This is a genomic window from Nocardioides coralli, assembly GCF_019880385.1.
In the GTDB taxonomy this organism is placed as follows: Bacteria; Actinomycetota; Actinomycetes; order Propionibacteriales; family Nocardioidaceae; genus Nocardioides; species Nocardioides coralli.
This window is the reverse complement of record NZ_CP082273.1, coordinates 736,997-755,917: the sequence shown is the minus strand read 5'-3', so window position 1 is coordinate 755,917 and position 18,921 is coordinate 736,997. Positions and strand designations below refer to the sequence as shown.

The following is an 18,921-nucleotide window of genomic DNA, read 5'->3' as shown; positions in this document are numbered from 1 at the left end:
AACAGCCATGAACCGCAGGACCTGTGCCGTGCTCGTCGCCCTGACCACGGCAGGCGCCGTGGCCCTGGGGACCTCGACGCCGGCGGCCGGCTCCGACCACGCCCACGGCGGCGTCGTGAGCGAGACCGCCGAGCGCTGGGTCCCGATGATCGCGACCACGCCTGGCGCGGCGAAGCCGGTGGCCTACGGCATCGGGGAGGCCGGTGACCAGATGGTCGTGGGCGGCCGTTTCCAGACCGTCGAGAACGGCACCCGAACCACCCAGTACAACCGTCGCAACGTGTTCGCGTTCGACGCCGACACCGGTGCGGTGAGCACCGGCTTCCGGCCCGACGTCAACGGGCCGGTCTGGAGCATCGTCTCCGACGGCACCTGGGTGTGGATCGGCGGCGGCTTCACCACCGTCAACGGCCAGCCGCGCGCTGCGGTCGCCAAGCTGGACCTCGCCACCGGGACGCTCGACACCACGTTCAACCCGTCCTTCCGGCGCGGCCGTGTCACCGACATGGAGATGCACCGCGGTCACCTCGTCATCGCCGGCACCATCCCGCGCCGGCTGATGTCGCTCAACCCGGACACCGGTCGTGCCACCAGCTACATCGGCAACGCGATCGAGGGGCGGCTGCCCAACAGCAACTCGCCGCAGGTCTTCAAGTTCGACATCAGCAGCGACGGCCAGCACCTCGCCGCGGTGGGCAACTTCTGGACCGTCGACGGGGCCGAGCGCCCGCGGATGTTCCTGCTCGACCTCAGCACGACGGGCTCGACGGTGTCGGCGTGGAACTACGAGCCGAACGGCATCCCGTGCAGCTCGACCCGACGGGTGACCCAGTCCTACATCCAGGACGTCGGCTTCTCCCCCGACAGCTCGTGGTTCGCCGTCGCCGCCTTCGGCTTCCGCTACCAGCCCGGGCAGCACGGCTCCCAGCTCTGCGACAGCGTCGCCCGGTTCGAGACCGACGAGCTCGACCCGACGGTGCCGACCTGGATCAACTACACCGGCGGGGACTCGGTGAAGTCCGTCGCCGCCACGGACGCCGCGATCTACACGCAGGGCCACTCGCGATGGCTCGACAACAACGCCCCCAACATCTTCAACGTCGAGGGACCGGGTGCGAAGTCGCGACCCGGCGGAGGGGCGATCGACCCGGTGACCGGGATGGCGCACGACTGGAACCCCGTCATGCCCCAGCAGTCCGGCGGCTTCCACATCCTGCCCACGGCCGAGGGCGTCTGGTTCGTGACCGACGGCATCCGATGGGGCGGCCGCTACCACCGCGGCATCCGCTTCGCGGCGCTGCCCTAGACCGGGCACTCGACGGGGGTGGCCCTTACCCACATGTGGTGATGCTCCCCCTGCAGCCCCTTCCTAGGGTCGAAGGAACCTAGCGAGCGGACCCGTGGGGATGGGGCCGCACCCACAGGGGGAACTCACCATGAATCGCAGGACCGCGAGCGCGCTCGTCGCCCTGACCACCGCCAGCGCGCTCTGTCTCGCGGGAACGCTGCCGGCGACGGGGTCCGACCACGTCCACGGCACGGCCGTCAGCGAGACAGCCGAGCGATGGGTGCCGATGATCGCCACGACGCCCGGGGCCCGGAAGCCCGTGGCCTACACGATCGGCGAGGCCGGCACCATGATGGTGGCCGGTGGCCGGTTCCGCACCGTCGAGAACGGCGACCGGACCCGCCAGTACCCACGCCGCAACGTCTTCGCCTTCGACGCACGCACCGGCGCCATCAGCACCAGCTTCGCGCCCGAGGTCGACGGACCCGTCTGGGCGGTCGTCTCCGACGGGACCTCGGTCTGGCTCGGCGGCGGCTTCCGCAACGTCGACGGCCAGCCGCGGCCGGCACTGGCCAAGCTCGACCTCGCCACCGGCGCCCTGGACCCGGACTTCAACCCGCCCTACCGCGGCAAGCGGGTGACCGACCTGGAGTTCCACCAGGGTCACCTGGTGGCAGCCGGCAGCTTCCGGCGTCGTCTCATGTCGCTGAACCCGGACACCGGTCGGCGCACCCGCTACCTCGACCATGCCGTCGGGGGCCGACTGCCCAACAGCAACGCGGCGCAGGTGTTCAAGTTCGACATCAGCAGCGACGGCGAGCACCTCGCCGCCGTCGGCAACTTCCTGACCGTGGACGGTGTCGACAAGCCGCGGATGTTCCTCCTCGACCTCGGCCCGAGCACCACGACCCTGTCGCCGTGGAACTACGAGCCGAACGGCATCGACTGCAGCTCGAGCCGGCGCGTCACGCAGTCCTACATCCAGGACGTCGACTTCTCCCCCGACAGCTCGTGGTTCGCCGTCGCCGCGTTCGGCTTCCGCTACCAGCCGGGACAGTACGGACGGCAGCTGTGCGACAGCATCGCCAGGTTCGAGACCGACGAGCTCGACCCGACGGTGCCGACCTGGATCAACTACACGGGTGGGGACTCGGTGAAGTCCGTTGCCGCCACCGACGCCGCGATCTACACCCAGGGTCACTCGCGCTGGCTGGACAACAACGAGCCCTACGTCTTCAACGCCGCGGGGGTCGGCGCCAAGGAACGACGTGGCGGTGGCGCCATCGACCCCGAGACGGGCATGGCGCTGGACTGGAACCCGGTCATGCCGCAGCAGTCCGGCGGCTTCGACATCGTGCCGACCGAGCACGGGGTCTGGTTCGCCACCGACGGCGTGCGCTGGGGCGGCCGCTACCACCGCGGCATCCGCTTCGCGGCCCTGCCGTAGGCCCGGCGACGAAGGCCTGGGGACGGGCGGCGCGCCCCCACCGCGCGCCGCCCGGTCCTCACCTCACCGGATCGTGAGGATCGTGACCCCCGCGCTCAGCCCGATGCGGCGACGGGTCACCCCGTCGTACCGGCGCCGGTAGCTCGCGTCGACCAGCCGCTCGACCGTCAGGTCGCGGCGCCCGTCGAAGGCGACCACCACGTCGTTCATGGGCTCCTTGAGGTTCTTCACCAGCATCCGGCGCCGGTTCGGGTCATAGATGTTGCGATCCAGCCACAGGGCCACCAGGTGGGTGCCGTCCCGCTTGACGAAGGTCGCGACCCGCAGGTTCTTGGGGGCGTCGTGGAGCGCCATCCCGAGCGGCCTGCGCGGGAAGTTCTGGTTGCCGGGGTCCGCGAACTTGTGCAGCAGTCTCCGGACCGGCTTGAAGTCCTGCTTGGGGCGCCAGTCGCCGCCCTTGGTCCGGATGGTCCCCAGGGTGCCCTCGCGGTCCTTGCGGTCGGCGTCGGGCTCGTCGAGCAGCTCGTAGCGGATGAAGCGCTGGGTCCCGGCCAGCCAGTGCTCGAGGATCGCCTGCGGCGCGTACGCCGCCGCCACGTGGTGCGGCACCGGGTTGGAGGGGCCCCGGTAGCCCATGGCCGTGAAGTAGCCGCCCTCGGTGCACATGACGGGTCCCTGGCCGGACACGATGCGCGCGCACTTGCGCAGGTGGCCGATGTCCTCGCTGGGCGCCTTCCCCTGGGGGTAGACGTGCATGTTGCCGATGTCGACCCATCGCTCGAGGCTGCCGAGGTTGCGGGCCTGCTGCAGCGTCGTGCTGCCCTGCACCCCGCCCCGGGTCACGCGGGCCAGTGCCGGCGCCACGATCGGGATGTAGCCGAGGCCGTAACGACGCCGCGCCTCGTAGAGCTCCTTGGTGCGGGCTCGGGTCTCGGCGATCCACGGCACCCCGTCGTTGTTCGGCTCGTTGATGCCCTCGAAGGCGTCGAAGACGCGTCCCGGCCTCTTGAACCGACGGTCGACGGCTCGCATGATCTCGTTCATCGACTGCGGCTCGCCGAACAGGCCGCACGTGCCCTGCACCCTGATCCCGCGGCGGGCCAGCTCGGCCATGGCGTCGAGCGCGTCGGCGTTGGGACCGACCCGGGTGCGGACGTGGCGGGTGCCGAGCCGCTCCAGCCAGTCGATCACGCGGCCGTGCTTGCCGTAGACGCTGTTGTGCCAGTTGAGGTGGACCACGATGCCGAAGGACTCGACGAGCGCGTCGGCCCGCTGCGGCGTCCGGGTGGGCACCGCCGAGGACGTCGTGGCGCCCGGGATCACGGTGAGCGCACCGGCTCCGGCCAGGGCGGAGGACGAGAGCAGGGCACGTCGGGTGAGGGGGGTCTGGGGGGTCACGGAACTCTCCTCGTGTCAGCCCCCCGGCGAACGAATCGGGACGAGGCTAACCCGATTTGCCTGGATTCGTCACACGAACACGCAAATCAGGCGTGGGCGCCCTCGGCCGCTCGCGGTGCGACCACCTCGGCGTACACCGCCTCGAGGCGCTGCAGGTCCACGCCCGGCGAGAAGTGGCGCTCGTAGGTCTCCCGGGCGCGTCCGCGCAGCGCCTCGGCGCGCTCGGGGCGGGCGGAGAGGGCCCGCAGCTGGTCGGCGAGGCTGGCCGCGTCGCGCGTGCGGAAGGTCCAGCCGGTGCCGTGGCGCCGCACGTCCTCCCCGAGGTTGTCCAGGTCCGAGACCAGCAGCGGTGTCCCCACGGCGAGGCTCCGCAGGATCACCAGCGGCTGCCCCTCGTACCACTCCGAGGGGACGACGACCGCCAGCGCCCGGCGCATCCGCGCCGTGACCTCCTCCTCGTCGAGCCACCCGAGGTACTCGATCCGGGGGTCGGCGGCCGCGGCCTCCTCCACGAGGCCGCGCAACGGCCCGTCCCCGGCGATCACGAGCCGCAGCCCCGGGTCGGCCAGCCGCCAGGCCTCCAGCAGGGTCCGGATGCCCTTGATCTCGATCAGCCGGGCCGCGCAGAAGACCTCGTTGCTGCCCGTCCGGCCCACGGTCGGACCGGGGTCCGGCACGGAGTTGGGCTTCACCACCACCCGGTCCTCGGGGTAGCCGTCCCGCACCATCAGCCGCCGCATGAAGTCCGTGAGGGCAAGGTAGCGGGTGACGTCGCGGTGGGTGGTGCCCACGGCGCGGTGCACCACCAGGCCCAGCGTCAGCGCCGCCGTGGCCGCGCGGCTGTCGTGGTAGCAGCCGTGCCGGATGCCCGGGAGCTTCAACCGCGATCCCACGCAGTCCTCGCAGATCCGGTCGTCGCGCACGCAGGTACCGACCGCGCACACCCAGCGATAGCTGTGGAGCGTCGTCACGGCCGGCACACCCTCGGCCGCGGCCGCCCGGAACACCGAGGGCGACATCAGCGGGAACGGCGTGTGCACGTGCACGACGTCCGGCCGGAACCGCCGGATCCGCCGGCGCGTCTCGCGGGCCGCCTCGACGTTCCAGACCGCCTTCGCCCCGGCCCGCACCGACGACAGCCCCAGGTCCTGGGCGGCCGGCAGCGCGAACTCCTCGACCTCGTGCCCACCGCCGGTGAGCAGCCGCGCCTCGTGGGCCAGCACCTCCATCGCGCCGCCGAGCGAGGCGTGGTGGTTGTGGAGCTGCAGGACCCTCATGCGGGAGCCTCCTGGTGCTGGAGCCAGGCCGGGACCGGGCCCGGCAGGAGAGCCCGGACGCGCTGCAGGTCCTCGACGAACAGCGGCGCGAGGGCGTCACGCACCTCGGCGGGCACCGGGTCCGACTGGAGCACGGCCCGCCGGACCCGTTCCCGGAACCGGTAGGACGTGTGCTCCTTGACGAAGGTGCGGATCCGCTCGTGGCCGGTGGCCCACCCGATGGCCTGGTGGACCGCCGCGAAGCGCGGCTGGCCGGACACGTTCACGCGGGGCACCCCGGTCCCCTCGCCGTCGTGGTGGGGTACGCCGAGGAACCGCAGGATGCTGCCGACGGTGCCGACGTAGTCCGCCTCGAGGTCGTCGTGGAACCACACGCCGACCTGCTCGCGGGGCACCGCCGCGTGGACGGCCTCGAGCGCGTCGGCGTACCGGCTCATGGCCGTGAAGTGCCAGATGTGGTGCCACCCGAGCCGGCGACGCTCCTCTTCGAGCGAGACGGCGTCGAGGAAGTCCTCGACCGGCTCCAGCCCGCGCGCCCGCATGTACTGGTGGCTCGACCACGCGCGGGCGACCGGCTCGCGCAGCATCACGACCAGCTTCATCTCGGGGTTCATCCGCAGGATCTCCGGCAGCGCCTCCTCGTGGTAGTACAGCGAGGAGACCGACGCGTCGCCCAGGGCGCGGTAGTCGTGCTGCCGGGGGTAGAGGTCGAGGTAGGCCTCGCGGTCCGTGACCGCCACCCGGTTGATCGTGTGGTCGTCTCCTGGGGCGGTGAACTGCGCACCCGTGCGGTGCAGCGCGAAGTAGTGCGGCTCCTTGGGCTCGGTGACGAAGACCTCCGGGTGCGTGCGCAACCCCTCGACGAGGCCTGTCGTCCCGCACCGGGCAGCCCCGATCACCGCGAACGTCGGCACGGTCCGGTCGGTCATCGCGTTCCCCTCGGGTTCCGGGCGGTCTGGTGTCGGGCGATCGCGACCAGGTAGGCGTCCTCCAGCCGCCGCGCGACGCACGCGGGGTCGAAGAGGGTGCGCGCCCGCCGCGGCCCAGCCGCCGACTCACGCGCGTGCCGCAGCTCGTCGGCGAGCACGGCCGTGACCTCGTGCACCAGGGCGGCCGCGTCGTCGACCGGGACCACGGTCCCGGCCGGCTCACCGGGTCCGCCGCGGAGCACCTCGGCGGCCCCGTCCACGGCCGTCGCCACCACCGGCAGGCCGGTCGCCATCGCCTCCGCCACCACCAGTGCGACGGTCTCGTACCGCGACGGCAGGGCGAGGACGTCGGCGGCCCAGAGCCACGGCAGGACGTCGTCGGTGCCGCCCGGGACCAGGACGGAACGCCCCAGCTCGGGACCGGCGAGGTCCGCGACGAACGCGGGATCACCCGGTCCGACGAGCGCGAGCACGGTCTCCCGCGGCGGGGCCGCCCGCCACGCCGGCACCAGCAGGTCCTGGCCCTTCTGACGCGTCAACCGCCCCAGCACGAGCACGAGTCGTTGACCCTCGGGGATGCCGAGCGCGGCCCGCGCAGCCGCCCGCTCGGCACGGGTGGGCGGGCGGAAGCGGGTGAGGTCGACCGCCACACCGAGGGCACGGCCGGGCACCGCGATCCCGAGGCCCCGCCCACGTGCCAGCTCGTCGTCACAGTTGGCGACCAGCAGGTCCGTCCGGCGGGCGAACAGCCGCTCGGAGGCGCGCACCGCAGCCTGCTGTCCACGACCCGCCGACAGCCGGTCGGACCACGCGTGCGGCTGGTAGACCACGGGGACCGGCAGCGGCGCCAGCGGGCTGCGTCCCAGGGCACCGGCGAACCACGAGTGCAGGTGGACGACGTCGGGCCGGAGCTCGTCCACCAGCCGCCGCAGCTCCTGCTGTGCGGCCACGAGGGTCCCGGGCCGGTCGCGGTCGACCGACCAGGGCACGCGGTGGGCGCCGGGGTCGAGGTCGGGCAGGTCCGGGTGTGCGAGGACGTGGACGTCGTGGCCGGCGCGGACCTGCTCGGCGACGAAGTGGTCGAGCAGCGTGACCACACCGCCCCAGTGCACCTCCGACGCGTGCAGGACGCGCAGCGGACGTGAGCCGCGGCGACGTCGCCAGGCGACCTGCCAGTCACGGTCGGTCGCGGTCCCGAGGGCGGCGTACGCCGTGGCGCGCTCGTCCGCCCAGGCGGCGTCGTGCCGCTCCACCAGGCTGCGCGACCAGCCGTCACGGAGCACGGGGCTCCCGGGGTGGTCCTGCCGGTCGGTGACGAAGCGCAGGTTGACCGTCAGCAGGTAGCAGCGGATCGTGGCCTCGGCCGCGTCCCCCATGACGGCCCAGTCGTCGTGCAGCAGCCGCAGCGCCTCCTCGACCCACCGGTCCTCGACGTCCGGGGAGGTGCCAGAACGCATCCGCATCCGCTGGGCGACGTGGTGGAGGTGGTCCATGCCGAGCGGGACGCCCGTCTCGTGGTGCTCCCAGTCCCAGAGCAGCACCTCCTCGCCGTCCCGCGCCATGTTCCAGGCGACCCAGTCGCCGTGCCACGACCCGGTCTCGACCACGACGTCCCCGAGGTCGGCGAGCATCCGGTCGAGAGCCGCCTCCAGCCAGGCTCGGCTGCCGGCGTGGGTGACGGCGGCGATGCCGGCGCGCAACCGGATCACCGCGTCCGTGCGGTAGAGCGCCTCGCGCTGCATCCCCGCCCGGGCCGCGAGGGAACGCATCGCCTCGACCGGCACCCCGGCACCGTCGGACCCCCGGGTCGGCACGAGCGCCTCGAGCACGAGCACAGACTGGTCGTCGACCTCCTCGAAGCCGAGGACCCGCGGCGCCCGCACACCCGGTGCCGGGTGTGGCCCCAGGCGCCTCAGCTCCTCCCACTCCCGGCGCAGGGTCGTGCCCGCGTCACCCGACGCACACTTGGCGAACGCGAGCGAGCGACCGTCGTCACCGATGGCGTGGAGGACCACCGCCCGCCCGGGACGCGGGCGTCCCAGCCGGACGACGACACTGCGCGCCTCGGGGACGCACTCACGCACGAACGAGACCACCGCCGAGGAGTCCGGGTCGTCGACCACGACCCTCCCGACGGGGAGCAGCCGCAGCAACCCGTGGCGCTGCCACCAGGCCAGGGCCCGCTGACCGAGCCTGGAACGCTGGCCCTCGTCGGAACGCCGGATCGCGGTGGCGGTCGCGCGGTCGTGCGCGGGCACCAGCAGCGTCGGGCGTCGCATCGAGGGCAGCACCAGGTAGGGCGTGCCGCCGCCGCGACCGACGTGGCGCGTGCGCAGGTCGGTGGGCTCCGGCCAGACCGGCCGGAGGCGTGAGACCAGTGTGGTGGCCGGGAGGCCGGCCGTGCGGAGTCTGCTCACCAGTCACTCCCGCAGCGGCCGGGCAGGGGACACTCCCGGCTCCACACCGAGCTCCAGTCCAGCCCGAGCCGGACGTCCTGGGTCGCCAGGTGATCGGCGACGGCGGCGGTGGCCGAGGCGTAGCGCTCGGCGAGCATCACGCGCTGCTCGACCCGACAGGTCGCCAGGGCGCCCGCCAGCGACTCGGTCTCCACGGGCCGCGTCACCAACGACCGGACCCGGCGCAGCCGGTCGGGTCCCAGGCCGCGTCGCAGGGCGGGGTAGAGGCCTGACCTGCGCACCAGTCGGCGCCCGAGGAGGACCCCCCTGCCCCGCAGGGCGACCACGTCGTTGCGGTGCGCCCGAGCCGTCTCGGCCGCCGCGTCGAACGGTGCCCGCTCGAGCCCGGTGCGATCGGCCACGACGTCGAGCACCTCCTCGAGGTGACCGGTCACCGCGCTGAACGGCACCACCAGCAGGCGGTCGGGGCCGAAGAGCTTGTCCAGGCGCCGCAGCCACTCGGCGTAGTCGCTGGTGCCGGCGTAGACCGAGCCGCGGTCGAGTGCCGCGCCGAGCGTGCTCGCGGGCTCGTTGCGGAAGTAGTCCCGGTGGAGCTGGAAGTGGGAGAGCATCCGTGCGACGGGATGCCGCACGAGGTAGAGGACGGTCGCACCCGGCGCCGCCTCGGCCAACCGGTCCAGCGCGTCGGGGAAGTGCGGGAAGGTGTAGGACATGCTCGCGTCGAGTCGCAACCGGTCGTCGCGGCGTGCCGGGAAGAGCGCGTCGTACCACTCCTCGCCGCGCGCGAACTCGCGGCTGAAGTAGTTCGGCTCCTTCACCGCGCAGGCGTCGACCTGCGGGTGTCCTCCCAGCGTCGACGCCAGGAACGACGTGCCCGATCGCGCCGCTCCGGCGATGACGATGTCGGGTCCGCCCCCCAACCGTGCAGACATCCAGCCCCCTCCGTTCCCCCACGGATCCGGCAACCGTAGCCGCGGCCGCAGCGGCGCCCCGGGTTTGGCGGCGGGCATCACCTACTTGCGGTACGCGAGGTCGACTCACGCGTACCGGGGACTCCGCCGACCTAGGCTGCCGCCGTGGTGATGACCGAACGAGAGACCCGCGCCGAACCCATCGGTGGCATGCGGAAGTCGGCCTGGTTCAACCGCGTGCGACGCCAGCTCCCGGAGCCCGTGGCCGACGTCGCCCGGAGCTCGGCCCGGACGATCGGCACGACCACCGCGGCGCTGCGCGAGATGCCGGACTTCCTCGTCGTCGGCGCCAAGAAGGGGGGCACCACGTCGGTGGCGAACTGGCTGGTGCAGCACCCGCAGGTGATGCCGATGTTCCCCCGGGTGCAGCGGCACAAGAGCCCCCACTACTTCGACATCAACTACTGGCGCGGCCCGGACTGGTACCTGTCGCACTTCCCCACCCGCTGGGCGCGGGCAGCCCGTCGGCGCCGCACCGGCGGCGCGGCCGTCGGCGAGAGCTCGCCCTACTACCTCTTCCACCCCGCGGCCCCGGGACGGATCCGCGAGACCGCCCCCGACGCCAGGCTGATCGCGATCCTCCGCGAGCCGGTCTCCCGGGCGCACTCCAACTACTGGGACCGCGTCGTGGCCGGCACGGAGGACCTGCCCACGTTCGAGGCCGCCATCGAGGCCGAGGCGGGACGCACGTCCGGCGTCACCGACGCCTGGCTGGCCGATCCCGCGCACTACGACTTCGACCACGACCACCACACCTACCTGGCCCGTGGCCACTACGCCGAACAGCTGCGCCGCTACTTCGCGGTCTTCCCGCGCGAGCAGCTGCTCGTGCTGCCGCTGGAGGCCCTCAAGACCGACGCAGCAGGTGCCTTCCGCCGGATCGAGGACCACCTCGGCCTCGACCACCACCCGGTCGACCTCTCACCCCGCAACGCCCGCGAGGCCAACCCCAAGATCCTCCCCGAGACCCGGGAGCGCCTCGCCGACTACTACGCGCCCTGGAACGCCGAGCTCAGGGACCTCCTCGGAGAAGACTTCGGGTGGTGAGGAAGACGGCCCACAAGCGCCCCGACCTGCTCCTCGTCTGCCACGCGAACCGCGCACGCAGCCCACTGGCCGCGCACCTGCTGCGCAGGTGGGCCGACCAGCACGGTGTGGAGCCGCGCCCCCGCATCGCCAGCAGCGGTGTGTACGCCGGCGTCGGGGAGCCCCTGCTGGACTCGGTGCACCAGTTCCTCGAGCAGCGCGGGGTGGACGGGCTCACACACGCGTCGCGACCCTTCGACACCGACGAGGCGGTCGCGGCCGGACTGGTCGTGACGTTCGAGCGGGCCCTGTTGCGCGCCGTCGTGGCGCGCGACCCCGCCCTGGTGGGTCACACCTTCACCCTGCGTGAGGTGATCAGGCTGACGTCGAGCCCGCTGTTCGGGGAGTCACCCGGTGAGGACCTCGCCGCTCGCCTGCAGTGGCTGCGACCCCGTGTCAGCCCGGGGGACGACGACACCCCCGACCCCGCGCAGGTGTCCCGCCGTGGCGCCCGTCGACTCCTGGAGGAGCTCGCGAGCGACGTGGAGCGCGTGGCGCCGGTGCTGCTCCGCCGGACTCACTCCCTGGCGACGCCGTAGCCGTAGGGTGCGTCCTTCTGCGGGACGCCGCAGAAGGCGACGCCCGACACCGGGCCGCCCACCTGGCGGACCCGCTCGACCACCGCGGTCACCTTGTGGACGCGTGAGGTGCGGTGGCGGGTGACCAGGACGGCCAGGTCGGCCTCGCTCACGATCTCCAGGGTGTCGGCCACCTTGAGGACCGGGGCGGTGTCGATGATGACCAGGTCGGCCATGTCGCGCAGCTCCTTCCAGAGCGCCGCCGCGCGGGGCCCCGCCAGGAGCTCGGCCGGGTTGGGCGGGATCGCGCCTGCCGACATGATCCGCAGTCCAGGGGCGTCGATGGCCGCGGCGTCGTAGAGCGTGTCCTCGATGTCGGCCTGGTCGGCGAGCACGTGGCTCAGCCCGAGCGGGACCTCGATGCCGAAGCGCTCCGCGACGCGGGGGTTGCGCAGGTCGGCGTCGACGAGGATCACCGCCAGCCCGACCCGGGCCGCCGTGACCGCCACGTTGGTGGCCACGGTCGTCTTGCCCTCGCCGGCATCGGCTGACGACACGACCAGCATCTCGCCCTGCGTCAGCTCACCACCGCGCGCGGTGAGGAACCGGATGTTGGTGGTGAGGGACCGGTAGCCCTCGCTCTCGGGCGAGGTGGGGGCCACGATCGTGACGAGTCTCGAGCCGTCGCCCTGGGTCTGCGGGATGCGGCCGAGCACGGGTACGCCGACGGCGGTGCGGAGCCGCTGCTCGTCGCGGATGGCGTCGTCGAACCGATCGCGGACGTAGGCGAGCAGGATGCCCAACAGCAGCCCCAGGACCCCGCCGAAGGCGCCGGACCGGATCGGCTGCGGCTGCGCCGGGGTCGCGGGCTCCTCCGCGCTGCGCAACAGCTGTCCGCCGACGTTGCCGGTCGGCTGGTCGGACTGGAGGATCGCCAGCTGGGTGCGGATCTCGGCCTCCACCGTGAGGAGGCTCTGCTCCTGGGCCTCGAGACGCTGCCGGCGAACGGGACCGAGACGGCTGTTGTCGAGCTCGGCCTGCACGAGGCTGAGGTCGGCCCGCAGCCTGCCCAGCTGCGCGAAGAGCCGGTTGCGCTCGTCGTCGGCGGCCGAGGTGGCAGCATCCGTGCGGTAGGCGACGAACTCCTCGGCGAAAGCGTTGGCGACCGCCGCGGCCTCCGCGGCCGTCCCCCGCTCCGCGGTGATGGCGACCGTGCGGGTCTGCTCGATGACGTCGGCCGTCACCGTGCCCAGCAGCTCGTCGGGCAGCTCGTCGAGGTCGAGCCGCTCGACCACCCGCTGGGCGACCGGCGCCGAGGCCACGACTCGCGCCTGGGTGGCCACCTCGTCGGCATCCATCACCACGGCCGTGGTGCTGACCTTGTCGGGCTCGAGCAGCAGGGTCGACTCCGCACGGTAGAGCGGATCCTGCAGCGCACTCAGCCCGACCCCGGCGGCGACGCCGAGGACCAGGAAGACGACAGGCAGCCGCCACCGACGACGCATGATCGCGAGATGGTCTCCGAGCGTCGTGACGTCCTGCTCCACACCGAACCCCCCATCCGGTCGACCGCCGTGCGTCGGGGAACGCACGCGGGCATGCGGCAACTGGCCCATACTAGGGCCGGGCAGTCGATTTGGTCGCATGTTGGAGGAAGTGGGGGACACCGTGAAGTGGCTCCTCATGGCCGTGATGGCCGCGTTGCCGCTGCAGTGGTTCGTGGTCGCGGGGCCGTTGCGGCTGCACGTCACCGCCATGCTGCTCTTCCTCGCGCTGGTGCTGGTCTCCCACCGATCCCGCGTCTTCTCCCCGGTGCTGAGCGTCGCAGCACCCTTCGTCGTCGCCAACGTCGTGCTCTGCACCATCTGGATCGCCGCACAGGCCTACCACGGCCTCGGGTTCGTCCAGCCTCTCGAGCAGCTGGTCTTCCTCGGCGTGTTCGTCGCCCTCGCCACCGTCGTCCACCGGGGGCTCACGCTCGACCACGACCGCTGGGTCGCCGCGTTCCGGTGGAGCGCCCTCACGGTGACCATGTCGCTGGTGGTCGGACTGTCGTTCTCGATGATCGTCAACGGCATCAACCCGGTCGGCGTGATCGGGCGGACGATCGCCGCAGCCGACCCGGAGGTCCTCCAGCGCGAGCTCTTCCGCGCGGCGTTCGCTGGCTTCGGCTTCGACGAGGAGGTCGTGCGGGGCAACCTGCGCCACGAGGTCTTCGGCGCGGTGCTGGTCGGGATGGCGGCGTCCGCCGCCTGCGTCGGCATGCGTCCGTTCACCTCGGCCGGGGCGCGGGCGCTCTACACCTTCTCGATGGCGCTCGGAGTCCTGCTGATCGTGGTGTCGATGTCGCGCTCGGTGATCATCGCGGCCGCCGCCTGGCCGCTGCTGGCGCTGCTGCGCGCCCTGCTCGGGGTCCGCCTGACCCCCCGTCTCGTGGGCGGAGGGCTCGTCGTCGGCCTCGGCGGGGCCGTGCTCGCGGCCACCGGCTTCCTCACCGTCATCTGGGTGCGGTTCACCCAGGACGACAGCTCCTACCAGGCCCGCGGCAACCTGCTGGACCAGGCGCTCGACAACCTCGGCACCAGCCTGTTGTTCGGCGGGGTGGCGACCGAGGGGGCGAGCTCCCACAACTTCGTCATCGACACCTGGTTGCGGGCCGGCGTCTTCGCGGCCCTGGCCGCCGCCGTCGTGGTGATCGTGCTGATCGGCCTCTTCCTGTCCCTGGCCAGCAGCCTGCACCGTGAGCCGGGCTGGATGCTGCCGGTGACGGCGCTCCTCGCACTGCCGCTGGTGCGGATGTTCACCGCCGGCGGTGGACTCATCCCGCCGGTGTCCTGGGTGGGTCTGGGCCTCGCGGCCGGGTACCTCGTCCACCGGCGCCTCTCGCGTCGCGCCTCCGAGCGGGACCAGCCGGCCGGGGACCTGACGGGCCTTGCTCCGTGAGGTCGGGCCGACGCGCGTCCGTGCTGGGCGCGCTGGTGTGGTTCGGCACGTCCTACGGCGTGGCCGTCGTCGGCTACCTGGTCGGCAACGCGGTCGCCAGTCGGTGGTTGGGCCTCTCCGACTACGGCTACTTCGTGGTCGCGCTGACCTCCTCGACGGTCGTCGGCCAGCTCGGCCTGCTCGGCGCCCACCGGGGTGGCCTGCGCGACGCCGCCCGGCTCGAGGCGGATGACCTCGCCGGTCTCGCGGTGCTGCGGCGGGGCGCCCGCGCTGCGGCACTGATCAGCCTGCCTGCGGCCGCCCTCGTCGCCGGCCTGGTCCTCTACCTCGCCTCGGGACCCGACCGCGAGGCGCTCGTGCTGGCGGTCGGCTTCGCACTGCTGGCGGTCCTCGGTGGTCTGCAGAAGCTCTGGGCGAGCTACCTGCGCGGCTTCGGCCGGGTCCGCTTCGCGAGCCTGCTCGAGGGCCGGTCCGGCGGCGCCCTGGTCAGCTGCCTGCAGGCCGCATCCCTCGCCCTGGCCTGGTGGCTGTTCCCCGAGACGGGACTGGCGGGGGCGGTGCTCGCGCTCGCCGCCGGGTACGCCGTCCCCGTCCTGGCCGCGGGCTTCCTCGTGAGCCGTCGGTGGTCGGGCGTACCCGGCTCGGGCTCCGTGGTGGGCGACGTCCGCGAGATGGTCGGCCGGAACTGGCGGTTCGCGGTCAACCAGGTCGCTGTCTACCTCGCGGGCACGGTCGAGATCTGGATCGCCGCTGCCGTGCTCGTCAGCGCCGACGCCTCCTTCTACTCCGCTGCCCAACGGATGGCGCTGGTGCTGGCCATCGCCCCGACCTCGCTCCAGGTCGTCTTCGCCCCGGTGATCTCACGGATGCTCGCCAGCGGTGACCGCGCCCGGCTCGAGGCGGTGCTGCGGACCGGCGCATCGGTGTCCGCCGTGGCCACCCTGGTGCTGCTCGTGCCGATGCTCGTGGTGCCCGGCGACCTGCTCGCCCTCGTCTTCGGCGAGCCGTTCCGCGAGGCAGCGCTCCTGCTGTTCCTGCTGTCCGCGGCCCAGATCGGCAACGTGGTCAGCGGCCAGTGCGGCACCGCGCTGACCATGTCGCACCAGGAGGGCGTCGTCGCCACGGTGCAGTCGGTCTCGGTGGCGCTCCGGGTCGGGCTCGGCACCGCCGCGGCGCTGCTGGTGGGCGTGGTCGGGCTGGCCGTGGTCTCCTCGGCGATCTCGATCGCGGTGTACCTGACGCTGTGGTGGCTGGCGCGGCAGCGACTCGGGCTGCGCACCCACCCGACGCTGCGCCCGCGGCTGGGCCTGCTGCGGCGTACGGCCGGCTGAGCCCGACCGCCACCGCTCCCCCGTTTTGGGTACTTCGGCCCGCACATCGGGCACCCGCCCGCGAAGCGGGTCATCGTGCAGCCATGCCACGCCTCGCGTCGCGTCGCCGCATCCTGCGCGCCTCGATCTTCGGGGGCGTCGTGCTGGTCGTGCTCGCCGTCGCGGCCTTCGCCGGGCTCTACGCAACGCAGTCGCGGCTCGCCGGCCAGGTGCAGCGGATCGAGGGTGTCTTCGACGGACTGGAGCAGCGGCCGGAGCGACCCACGTCGGGTCCCGGAGCCGAGTCGGTCAACATCCTGCTGATGGGCACCGACCGTCGCTCGGACGTGGCGACCACGGGTGCCGGCGCCGGCGCGGCCGAGTGGGTCCCGGGCGCCCAGCGGACCGACACCATCATGGTGCTGCACCTCGACGCCGACCGTGAGACGGGCTCCCTGATCTCGATCCCCCGCGACTCGTGGGTGGCGATCCCGGGCTACGGCGAGGCCAAGATCAACGCGGCGTTCTCCTTCGCCGGGCCGTCCCTGGCCGTGGCCACCGTCGAGCAGCTCACCGGCCTGCGGATGGACCACCTGGCGGTCGTCGACTGGTCCGGGTTCGAGGCGATGATCGACGAGGTCGGCGGGGTCACCGTCAAGGTGCCACGCACCGTCACCGACTCCAAGCGCAAGATCACCTGGACCAAGGGCGAGCACTTCCTCGACGGCGAGCGTGCGCTCAAGTACGTCGGGCAGCGCTACGGCCTCCCGAACGGCGACCTGGACCGGGTACGCCGCCAGCAGGCCGTGCTCCGGGCGCTGCTCGCCCAGTCGATGACCGAGCTGCGGTCCTCGAGCCCCCTCGACCTCTACGACCTGCTCGACACCGCGACCCAGCACGTCAGCGTCGACGAGGAGTTCGAGGTCGGGGAGATGCGCGACCTGCTCCTCGACGTCCGGGGCATGCGCAAGGGGTCGATGCACTTCCTCACCGCACCCGTGGCCGGCTTCGGCTGGGAGGGCGAGCAGAGCGTCGTCTACCTCGACGGGCCGGCCAACGCCGCGATGTGGCGTGACGTGCGCGAGGACCGCATGGACGCCTGGCTGGACCGCAACCCGGGACTCGAGGTGACCGGCCCCGTCTCGTGAGCCGCGGGCAGGCCCCCAGTCAGTCGGTGCCGAGTCAGTCGGTGCCGTGCCGCCGCACGAAGTCGAGGATCTCCTCGGCGAGCTCCGGGCGGCACACCACGAGGTCGGGCAGCGAGGTGTCCGCCTCGTTGTAGACCAGCGGCGAGCCGTCGACCCGTGAGCAGTGGAGCCCGGCCGCGCGCGCCACGGCCACCGGTGCGGCGTTGTCCCACTGGTACTGCCCGCCGGCATGGACGTAGGCGTCGGCGACGTCGCGGACGACGCTCATCACCTTGACCCCGGCCGAGCCCATCGGCACCAGCTCGGCGTCGATCTCGGCGGCGAGGGCCTCCACGAAGGCCGGCGGCCGGGTGCGGGAGACGGCGATCCGCGGCCGGTCGCTGCTGCGCGGCGGGACGACCGACGGCGTACCGGTGTTGTAGATCTCGCCGAGCGCGGGCTGCGCCACGGCACCCGCCACCAGGTCGCCCTTCTCCCACAGCGCGACGTGGACCGCCCAGTCGTCGCGGGGCGGCTCGGAGAACTCGCGCGTCCCGTCGAGGGGGTCGATGATCCAGACCCGGTCCGCCTCGAGGCGGGCCCGGTCGTCGCTCGCCTCCTCCGAGAGCACCGCGTCCCCGGGCCGGTGCTCGGCCAGCAGCGCGGCGAGCGTCTCCTGTGCGGCGGCGTCGCCGGCGTCCTTGAGGGCCTTGCCCTCCAGTCCCTCGGTGCGGACCTGGAGCAACCGGGCGCCGGCCCGCTCGGCGGCCCACACGGCGAAGGCGTGGTCGTCGGAGGCGATGGCGGCAGGTGGCTGGTCGGTCACGGGGGTCACCCTACTTTCCGGGGTCAGGAGTTGAAGGTCTGCTGGGTGCGCTCGAGGCCCTCGCAGACCAGGGACTCGACGGCGTCGGCCGCGCGGTCGACCTGGAACGGGAGCTCCTTGCGCTCGACGGTCGAGTAGGGGGAGAGCACGAAGTCCGACACGTCCTGTCGGCCCGGGGGCCGACCGATGCCGACGCGCACCCGGTAGAACTCCCCGGTGCCGAGCGAGGACCGCAGCGAGCGCAGGCCGTTGTGGCCGTTGTCGCCACCGCCGCGCTTGACGCGCAGCGTGCCGAACGGGATGTCGAGCTCATCGTGGACGACGACGACGCGCTCGGGCGGCACCTTGTAGAAGGTGGCCAGCGCCTTGGCGGGACCGCCCGACTCGTTCATGTAGCCACGGGCACGCCCGAGCACCACGCGGGGACCGGGCGTCCCGGGCGGGGTCAGCCGGCCCTCCACCACGTCGGCGCGTCCCGACTTGTGGGCGCGGAAGCCGCCGCCCATGCGGGAGGCCAGCTCGTCGCAGACGAGGTAGCCCACGTTGTGCCGGTGGCCGGCGTACGACGGGCCGGGATTGCCGAGCCCGACCACGAGCCACACCTCGCTGGTGTCGGCGTGCGTCGTCTGGGGCGTCATCGCGTCGTCCCGGCCCGTCCGGAGGACCCGTCGGAGCAGGTCCTGCAGGGTCACTCGGCGGAGTCGCCCTCGGAGTCGTCGCCGCCCTCGGCGGCCTCGTCACCGGCGCCCTCGGCAGCCTCGTCCTCGGACTCGTCGCGCTCGATGCCGACCTCGGCCTCGGCCTCCTCGAGCTCGGCCTCCAGCTCCTCCTCGGAGCGCTGCTGGGCGACGTTGACGATGAGCAGCTCCGGGTCGGAGAGCAGGGTGGAGCCCGACGGGATGTCGATGTCGGAGGCGTGGATCAGGGTGCCGACCTCGGCGCCCTCGACCGACACCTCGAAGTACTCGGGGATGTGGGTGGCCTCGGCCTCGACCTCGACCCACGAGTTCTCGGTGACGACCAGGGTCTCCGGGGCGGCCTCGCCGACGACGTGGATCGGAACCTCGACGTGGACCTTCTCACCGCGCTTCACCGCCACGAAGTCGACGTGCTCGATGGTGCGGCGGATGGGGTCGACCTGCACCTGCTTGGTCAGCGCCAGCTGGGCGTCGCCGTCGATCTGCAGGTCGAGCAGCGCGTTCTTGCCACCGTGCTTGAGCGCCATCATGGTCTCGTGGCCCGGGAGGGTCAGGTGCATCGGCTCGTTGCCGTGGCCGTACACGACGGCGGGGATCTTGTCCGCGCGGCGGATCCGGCGGGCGGCACCCTTGCCGAACTCGGTGCGCTGCTCGGCGTTGATCTTCTCGGCCATCTGTCGTGCTCC

The 18,921-nt window shown here is 72.7% G+C and carries 16 protein-coding genes; 7 read left to right on the top strand and 9 right to left on the bottom strand.

Features of this window, described 5'->3' with window-relative positions; all coding sequences use genetic code 11:
- Positions 1–7: 7 nt before the first annotated feature.
- Positions 8–1,306 carry a delta-60 repeat domain-containing protein gene (locus K6T13_RS03725; RefSeq protein ID WP_222897191.1) on the top strand — a complete coding sequence of 433 codons (1,299 nt, stop codon included), beginning with the start codon at positions 8–10 and terminating at the stop codon, positions 1,304–1,306.
- Between the two features lie 130 nt (positions 1,307–1,436).
- Positions 1,437–2,735, top strand: a complete 1,299-nt coding sequence (locus tag K6T13_RS03720) for a hypothetical protein (protein ID WP_222897190.1) — start codon at positions 1,437–1,439, stop codon at positions 2,733–2,735.
- A gap of 63 nt (positions 2,736–2,798) precedes the next feature.
- Here K6T13_RS03720 and K6T13_RS03715 read toward each other — a convergent pair whose 3' ends face one another.
- The 5 genes from K6T13_RS03715 to K6T13_RS03695 form a co-directional block, all read right to left on the bottom strand.
- Positions 2,799–4,133: a hypothetical protein gene (locus tag K6T13_RS03715; protein ID WP_222897189.1), complete on the bottom strand. Its 1,335-nt coding sequence runs from the start codon at positions 4,131–4,133 to the stop codon at positions 2,799–2,801.
- Between the two features lie 86 nt (positions 4,134–4,219).
- Entirely contained in the window at positions 4,220–5,410 is a 1,191-nt protein-coding gene (locus tag K6T13_RS03710; RefSeq protein WP_222897188.1) for a glycosyltransferase family 4 protein, read from the bottom strand.
- Positions 5,407–6,339: a sulfotransferase family protein gene (locus tag K6T13_RS03705; protein WP_222897187.1), complete on the bottom strand. Its 933-nt coding sequence runs from the start codon at positions 6,337–6,339 to the stop codon at positions 5,407–5,409. The genes K6T13_RS03710 and K6T13_RS03705 overlap by 4 nt, the downstream gene beginning before the upstream one ends.
- Positions 6,336–8,756 carry a glycosyltransferase family 4 protein gene (locus K6T13_RS03700; protein ID WP_222897186.1) on the bottom strand — a complete coding sequence of 807 codons (2,421 nt, stop codon included), beginning with the start codon at positions 8,754–8,756 and terminating at the stop codon, positions 6,336–6,338. The genes K6T13_RS03705 and K6T13_RS03700 overlap by 4 nt, the downstream gene beginning before the upstream one ends.
- Complete coding sequence (locus tag K6T13_RS03695; protein ID WP_222897185.1) at positions 8,753–9,688, bottom strand: sulfotransferase family protein; 936 nt, start codon at positions 9,686–9,688, stop codon at positions 8,753–8,755. The genes K6T13_RS03700 and K6T13_RS03695 overlap by 4 nt, the downstream gene beginning before the upstream one ends.
- A gap of 150 nt (positions 9,689–9,838) precedes the next feature.
- On the opposite strand from K6T13_RS03695, the gene K6T13_RS03690 reads away from it, so the two are divergent.
- Together K6T13_RS03690 and K6T13_RS03685 are read left to right on the top strand one after the other, a co-directional pair.
- Positions 9,839–10,774, top strand: coding sequence for a sulfotransferase (locus K6T13_RS03690; protein WP_249424021.1), 936 nt, complete (start codon positions 9,839–9,841; stop codon positions 10,772–10,774).
- Positions 10,771–11,352, top strand: coding sequence for an arsenate reductase/protein-tyrosine-phosphatase family protein (locus tag K6T13_RS03685; protein ID WP_222897183.1), 582 nt, complete (start codon positions 10,771–10,773; stop codon positions 11,350–11,352). The genes K6T13_RS03690 and K6T13_RS03685 overlap by 4 nt, the downstream gene beginning before the upstream one ends.
- Here the strand turns inward: K6T13_RS03685 and K6T13_RS03680 are convergent.
- On the bottom strand, positions 11,331–12,878 hold the full coding sequence (locus K6T13_RS03680) for a tyrosine-protein kinase domain-containing protein (protein ID WP_222897182.1): 1,548 nt from the start codon (positions 12,876–12,878) through the stop codon (positions 11,331–11,333). The genes K6T13_RS03685 and K6T13_RS03680 overlap by 22 nt on opposite strands.
- A 121-nt stretch (positions 12,879–12,999) precedes the next feature.
- Between K6T13_RS03680 and K6T13_RS03675 the strand changes: the two genes are divergently transcribed.
- From K6T13_RS03675 to K6T13_RS03665, 3 genes are all read left to right on the top strand, one after another.
- The gene (locus K6T13_RS03675) at positions 13,000–14,274 is read left to right on the top strand and encodes a hypothetical protein (RefSeq protein WP_222897181.1); all 1,275 of its coding nucleotides are present in this window, start codon (positions 13,000–13,002) and stop codon (positions 14,272–14,274) included.
- Positions 14,275–14,294: 20 nt separating this feature from the next.
- On the top strand, positions 14,295–15,605 hold the full coding sequence (locus K6T13_RS03670; RefSeq protein WP_222897180.1) for a lipopolysaccharide biosynthesis protein: 1,311 nt from the start codon (positions 14,295–14,297) through the stop codon (positions 15,603–15,605).
- 83 nt (positions 15,606–15,688) lie between these two features.
- Complete coding sequence (locus tag K6T13_RS03665; RefSeq protein ID WP_222897179.1) at positions 15,689–16,732, top strand: LCP family protein; 1,044 nt, start codon at positions 15,689–15,691, stop codon at positions 16,730–16,732.
- Positions 16,733–16,766: 34 nt separating this feature from the next.
- On the opposite strand, the gene K6T13_RS03660 is transcribed toward K6T13_RS03665, so the two are convergent.
- The 3 genes from K6T13_RS03660 to K6T13_RS03650 are packed head-to-tail and all read right to left on the bottom strand — an operon-like array spanning position 16,767 to position 18,909.
- Positions 16,767–17,537: a 3'(2'),5'-bisphosphate nucleotidase CysQ gene (locus tag K6T13_RS03660; RefSeq protein ID WP_249423918.1), complete on the bottom strand. Its 771-nt coding sequence runs from the start codon at positions 17,535–17,537 to the stop codon at positions 16,767–16,769.
- A 23-nt stretch (positions 17,538–17,560) separates the two neighbouring features.
- Positions 17,561–18,175: an aminoacyl-tRNA hydrolase gene (gene pth, locus K6T13_RS03655; protein ID WP_222898132.1), complete on the bottom strand. Its 615-nt coding sequence runs from the start codon at positions 18,173–18,175 to the stop codon at positions 17,561–17,563.
- 50 nt (positions 18,176–18,225) lie between these two features.
- Positions 18,226–18,909, bottom strand: a complete 684-nt coding sequence (locus tag K6T13_RS03650; protein WP_222897178.1) for a 50S ribosomal protein L25/general stress protein Ctc — start codon at positions 18,907–18,909, stop codon at positions 18,226–18,228.
- Between the last annotated feature and the right edge of the window lie 12 nt (positions 18,910–18,921).

Bases quoted from the DNA above. Each gene is read 5' to 3' on its own strand.
- K6T13_RS03725 (WP_222897191.1), top strand. From the start codon at position 8: ATGAACCGCAGGACCTGTGCCGTGCTCGTCGCCCTGACCACGGCAGGC.
- K6T13_RS03720 (WP_222897190.1), top strand. From the start codon at position 1,437: ATGAATCGCAGGACCGCGAGCGCGCTCGTCGCCCTGACCACCGCCAGC.
- K6T13_RS03710 (WP_222897188.1), bottom strand. From the start codon at position 5,410: ATGAGGGTCCTGCAGCTCCACAACCACCACGCCTCGCTCGGCGGCGCG.
- K6T13_RS03705 (WP_222897187.1), bottom strand. From the start codon at position 6,339: ATGACCGACCGGACCGTGCCGACGTTCGCGGTGATCGGGGCTGCCCGG.
- K6T13_RS03695 (WP_222897185.1), bottom strand. From the start codon at position 9,688: ATGTCTGCACGGTTGGGGGGCGGACCCGACATCGTCATCGCCGGAGCG.
- K6T13_RS03690 (WP_249424021.1), top strand. From the start codon at position 9,839: ATGACCGAACGAGAGACCCGCGCCGAACCCATCGGTGGCATGCGGAAG.
- K6T13_RS03665 (WP_222897179.1), top strand. From the start codon at position 15,689: ATGCCACGCCTCGCGTCGCGTCGCCGCATCCTGCGCGCCTCGATCTTC.
- pth (WP_222898132.1), bottom strand. From the start codon at position 18,175: ATGACGCCCCAGACGACGCACGCCGACACCAGCGAGGTGTGGCTCGTG.
- K6T13_RS03650 (WP_222897178.1), bottom strand. From the start codon at position 18,909: ATGGCCGAGAAGATCAACGCCGAGCAGCGCACCGAGTTCGGCAAGGGT.